Raw genomic sequence first — 6,152 nt, forward strand, 5'->3', positions numbered from 1 at the left:
GACATCCTGCCCGCCGCACAATAAAATTCACTCTTTGGGGAACAGGCTTTCGGGCCTGTTCGTGACACCCCACAATTAACTCGTTACCAAGAAGAGCCTGCTAACCAGTATAAAATAACCAATCCATAGCTGATAAACAGCAATTTGTCATCCATCTTTCGATAGAAGCAATCAGACACTGCTTTAGTCGGATAATATCAATAATCTCAAAAATATTCCCCCCTTCCCCTTCAAACTCGTCAAAGGTAACGGTCATGTCAACTGCACAGATAACAAGCCCCAATTCCAATAATGGTTATGCCAAACAGTTACTCAGAACCTTAGTAGCTGTCAAAAAAGGGGACTTTTCAGTTCGGATGCCCATAGACCAGACCGGTCTAGCGGGGAAAATTGCTGACGAACTTAACGACATTATCGAGCTCAATCAGAGAATGGCAGCCGAACTCGATCGCATCGGCACAGTTGTCGGTAAAGAAGGCAAAATCTCCCAGCGGGCAACCATTGGCAGCGCTGAGGGTTCCTGGTCAGCTAGCGTCAACTCTGTCAATACCCTAATTACAGATTTAGTGCAACCAACCTCTGAAACCGCCAGAGTAATTCGGGCCGTAGCAAAAGGAGATTTATCGCAAACCATCGCCTTAGAAATAGAAGACAGACCCCTCAAAGGAGAATTCCTCCAAACAGCGCAAATTGTTAACACAATGGTAGACCAGTTGAGCTCCTTTGCGTCGGAAGTAACGCGGGTGGCTAGGGAAGTGGGAACCGAAGGCAAATTAGGGGTGCAAGCTGAAGTTAAAGGAGTTGCAGGAACCTGGAAAGATTTAACGGATTCAGTTAACTCGATGGCCGGCAATTTAACAGCACAAGTGCGGAACATTGCCGAAGTGACAACCGCTGTGGCAAATGGCGATTTATCCAAAAAAATTACAGTAGATGTTAAAGGCGAAATTCTCGAACTGAAAAACACGATTAACATCATGGTGGATCAGTTGAGTTCCTTCGCATCTGAAGTAACACGGGTGGCGAGAGAAGTAGGAACGGAAGGGAAATTAGGGGTGCAAGCTGAAGTTAAAGGAGTTGCAGGAACCTGGAAAGATTTAACGGATTCAGTTAACTCGATGGCGGGTAATCTTACCGCACAAGTACGGAATATTGCGGAAGTGACAACCGCTGTGGCAAATGGTGACTTATCTAAAAAAATTACAGTAGATGTTAAAGGGGAAATTCTCGAACTGAAAAACACTATTAATATCATGGTGGATCAGTTAAATTCCTTCGCATCTGAAGTAACGCGGGTGGCGAGAGAAGTGGGTTCCGAAGGCAAACTCGGCGGTCAAGCTGAGGTGAAAGGAGTTGCCGGAACTTGGAAGGATTTAACTGATAGCGTTAACTTCATGGCAGGCAGTTTGACAGCACAAGTGCGGAACATCGCCGAAGTGACAACCGCTGTGGCCAAGGGCGATTTATCTAAGAAAATTACAGTAGATGTTAAAGGCGAAATTCTCGAACTGAAAAACACCGTCAACACGATGGTAGACCAGTTAAATTCCTTCGCATCTGAAGTAACCAGGGTTGCTAGGGAAGTGGGAACAGAAGGGAAATTAGGCGTACAAGCCCAAGTGCAGGAAGTAGCAGGAACCTGGAAAGATTTAACGGATTCAGTTAACTCAATGGCCGGGAATTTAACAGCACAAGTGCGAAACATTGCTGAGGTGACGACGGCGGTTGCTAACGGTGACTTATCTAAAAAAATTACGGTACAGGTTAAAGGCGAAATTCTCGAACTGAAAAACACCATTAACGTGATGGTGGATCAGCTTAATTCCTTCGCTTCTGAAGTCACGCGGGTGGCTAGGGAAGTGGGGTCGGAAGGTAAACTGGGCGGTCAAGCCGATGTTCGAGGCGTAGCAGGAACTTGGAAGGATTTAACGGATTCAGTTAATTTTATGGCCGGTAGTTTGACCGAACAAGTAAGAAATATTGCGGCTGTTACGACGGCTGTGGCAAATGGTGACTTGTCGAAGAAAATTACTGTAGATGTTAAAGGTGAAATTCTGGAGTTAAAAAACACTGTCAATACGATGGTGGATCAGTTAAATTCCTTCGCATCTGAAGTAACTAGGGTTGCTAGGGAAGTGGGAACCGAAGGCAAATTAGGGGTGCAAGCTGAAGTTAAAGGAGTTGCAGGAACCTGGAAAGATTTAACGGATTCAGTTAACTCGATGGCCGGCAATTTAACAGCCCAAGTGCGGAACATTGCCGAAGTGACAACCGCTGTGGCAAATGGCGATTTATCTAAGAAAATTACAGTAGATGTTAAAGGTGAAATTCTCGAACTGAAAAACACGATTAACATCATGGTGGATCAGTTGAGTTCCTTCGCATCTGAAGTAACTAGGGTGGCGAGGGAAGTGGGAACGGAAGGTAAATTAGGCGTGCAAGCTTACGTGCGGGGTGTAGGGGGAACTTGGAAAGATTTAACCGATAATGTTAACTTGATGGCGGGGAATTTGACGGCGCAGGTGCGGAATATTGCGGAAGTGACGAAAGCGGTGGCAAATGGCGATTTGTCTAAGAAAATCACCGTCGATGTCAAAGGCGAAATTCTGGAGTTGAAAGACACTATTAACGTGATGGTGGATCAGCTTAATTCCTTCGCTTCTGAGGTAACGCGGGTGGCGCGGGAGGTGGGAACTGAGGGTAAATTGGGCGGTCAAGCTGAGGTGAAAGGAGTTGCAGGAACTTGGAAAGATTTAACCGACAATGTAAACTCGATGGCGGGGAATTTGACAGCGCAAGTGCGGGGTATTGCTAAGGTTGTGACGGCGGTGGCGAATGGCGATTTGAAGCGCAAATTAATGCTGGAAGCTAAGGGAGAAATTGCGACTCTGGCAGATACGATTAACGAGATGATCGATACGCTGGCGACGTTTGCCGATCAAGTTACTACAGTGGCGCGGGAAGTGGGAATTGAAGGGAAATTGGGCGGCCAGGCTAAGGTTCCGGGCGCGGCGGGAACCTGGCGAGATTTGACGGATAATGTGAATGAGTTGGCGGCGAATTTGACTACTCAACTGCGGGCGATCGCAGAAGTGGCTATTGCTGTTACCAGAGGCGATTTAACGAGGTCAATTTCCGTCGCCACAGAAGGAGAAGTTGGGATCGTTAAGGACAACATTAACCAGATGATCGCCAATCTCCGGGAGACTACGCAGAAGAATACTGAGCAAGATTGGCTGAAAACAAACCTCGCTAAGTTCACTCGAATGTTACAAGGTCAGCGGGATTTAGAAACAGTTTCTAAACTAATTCTCTCTGAATTGACGCCGCTGGTTTCTGCTCAGCATGGCGTATTCTTTATGATGGAAGCTGTGGAACACGATCCGTTTCTCAAACTGTTAAGTACCTACGCATACCGCGAACGCAAACAGTTAGGAAATAGATTCCATTTAGGCGAAGGTTTGGTAGGACAGTGCGCCCTGGAAAAGGAACGAATACTGTTGACAGAAGTGCCGGAAAACTATGTTAAAATTGGATCGGGACTGGGAGAATCTACGCCGCTGAATGTCGTGGTTTTACCCGTATTATTTGAGGGACAAGTGACGGCAGTAATCGAGTTAGCTTCGTTCCGCCGATTCAGCGAAATACACTTGACATTTCTCGACCAACTTACAGAAAGTATCGCCATTGTTTTAAATACAATTGCGGCGAGTATGCGGACGGAAGAGTTGCTAAAACAGTCGCAGTCTTTGGCAGAAGAGTTGCAAACTCAGCAAAAGGAACTAACGGAAACTAACAAGCGTCTCGAACAACAAGCGCAGTCGCTCCGCGCATCTGAGGAACTGTTGAAGAATCAGCAGGAAGAGTTGCAGCAGACGAATGAAGAACTAGAAGAACAAGCTGAATTGCTAGCGCTGCAAAATAAGGAAGTTGAGCGAAAAAACCGAGATATCGAACAGGCGAGGGGGTTGTTGGAAGAAAGAGCCGAACAGTTGGCTCTAACTTCTAAGTATAAGTCGGAGTTTCTGGCAAATATGTCTCACGAGTTGCGAACTCCGCTAAATTCGCTGTTGATTCTCGCTCGATTGCTTTCTGACAATACTGAAGGCAATTTGACTCAGAAGCAAGTTGAATACACGCGCACAATTTACTCGGCGGGAACGGATTTGTTAGGGCTGATTAATGACATCTTGGATCTCGCTAAAATTGAATCAGGCACGATGTCGGTGGAAATTGAGCAAGTGTTGTTTCCGGACTTGCGAGATCATTTGGATCGAACTTTCCGCCAAATCGCCCAGGATAAGAAGTTGAGTTTTCAAATAGAGCTTGAGGGTGGGTTGCCAAAAGGTCTCTATACTGATGCTAAACGGCTGCAACAAGTTTTGAAGAATCTGCTCTCGAATGCGTTTAAGTTTACAGAGCGGGGTGAGGTGAAATTGCGTGTAGAAGTAGCGCGGGAAGGGTGGAGTTTAGAGATAGAAACTTTAACGAGTTCCGCTACTGTTGTGGCTTTCTCAGTTAGCGATACGGGGATTGGGATTTCTGCTGAAAAACACAGGGTTATTTTTGAGGCTTTCCAACAAGCTGATGGTAGCACTAACCGCAAATACGGGGGCACGGGTTTGGGTTTGTCAATTAGTAGAGAAATCGCTAATCTGTTAGGCGGAGAAATTAAATTGACAAGTCGCCCTGGTGAGGGTAGTAGGTTCACGCTTTATCTGCCGCAAACTTACCAAGAATCGCGAATAATGAATGATCGGGAATCGGGAATGGGCAAGCAAATGGCTCAATTGCCGGCTGCTATTTCTTCTGCTGTTCCTTCGCCGAATTTCAAATTGCCGATCGCCCCTTACCCCTCACCTTTAATCTCAGATGACCGAGAAAATATTGAGAGTGGCGATCGCGTGCTTTTAATTATCGAAGATGATGTCAACTTCGCTCGCATTCTGTTGGATATGGCGCAGGAACAGGGTTTTAAAGGTTTGGTGGCTTTGCGGAGCGATATCGGTTTGGCGATGGCGCGAGAGTTCAAGCCAACTGCGATTATGCTGGATCTAAATTTGCCTGTGATGGATGGCTGGACAGTGCTCGATCGCTTGAAGCACGACCCGAGTACGCGCCACATTCCGGTTCACATTGTATCAGTTGAAGAAGGGCGGCAGCGCAGTTTGCAGTTAGGGGCGATCGCCTATTTACAAAAGCCTGTCAGCCGCGAAGCTTTGAGCAAAGCTTTGACTGATATTAAGGGTTTTGTGGAGCGGCCAGTGAAGAATTTGCTAGTTGTGGAAGACGACGAAACACAGCGTTTTAGCATTGTGGATTTAATCGGCAATCACGATGTTTCTACCACGGCTGTGGGGAGCGGTACAGAGGCGCTAGCAACTTTGAAATCGGGGCATTTTGACTGCGTTGTACTCGATTTGGGACTGCCAGATATGACGGGTTTTGAACTGATCGAGCAGATCAAGCAAGATGCAGCTTTAAAAAGTCTGCCGATTATTGTTTATACGGGCAAAGAGTTGACGAGAACCGAAGAAACTCAACTCAAGCGCATGGCGGAAACAATAATTGTTAAAGATGTGCGATCGCCGGAACGTTTGTTAGATGAAACAGCTTTGTTCTTGCACCGAGTCCAAGCAAATTTGCCGGAACCGAAGCGCCAAATGCTAGAGCAATTGTATCAAACAGATTCGACGCTCGCGGGCAAAACAGTTTTGATTGTTGACGACGATATGCGGAATATTTTCGCTCTGACGAGTATGCTGGAGCGCCATAAAATGAAAATTGAGTATGCTGAGAATGGCAGAGAGGGCATTGCTACATTGCAAAATACGCCTGACATCAATATTGTGTTGATGGACGTGATGATGCCAGAGATGGACGGTTACGAAACAATGCAAGCAATTCGTAATATGCCTCAATTTGCTTCGTTGCCAATGATTGCTCTTACTGCGAAAGCTATGAAGGGCGATCGGGAAAAATGTATCGAAGCTGGTGCGTCTGACTACATTACCAAACCTGTTGATACGGAACAGTTACTATCGCTGCTGCGTGTCTGGCTTTATCGATAAGGGAAAGAAGGAAGAAGGAAGAAGGAAGAAGGAAGAAGGAAGAAGGAAGAAGGAAGAAGGAAGAAGGAAGAAGGAAGAAGG

General features: G+C 46.3%; 1 protein-coding gene. It reads left to right on the forward strand.

Going from position 1 to position 6,152, the window contains the following annotated elements:
- Nucleotides 1-254: 254 nt before the first annotated feature.
- A complete protein-coding gene (locus tag QUB70_RS04000) occupies nucleotides 255-6,071 on the forward strand; it encodes a HAMP domain-containing protein (protein WP_332978477.1) in 5,817 nt (1,938 codons plus the stop codon).
- The last annotated feature ends 81 nt before the right edge of the window (nucleotides 6,072-6,152 follow it).

The sequence above is a fragment of the Microcoleus sp. A003_D6 genome (assembly GCF_036702825.1).
Lineage (GTDB): Bacteria > Cyanobacteriota > Cyanobacteriia > Cyanobacteriales > Microcoleaceae > Microcoleus.

Bases quoted from the DNA above. Each gene is read 5' to 3' on its own strand.
- QUB70_RS04000 (WP_332978477.1), top strand. From the start codon at position 255: ATGTCAACTGCACAGATAACAAGCCCCAATTCCAATAATGGTTATGCC.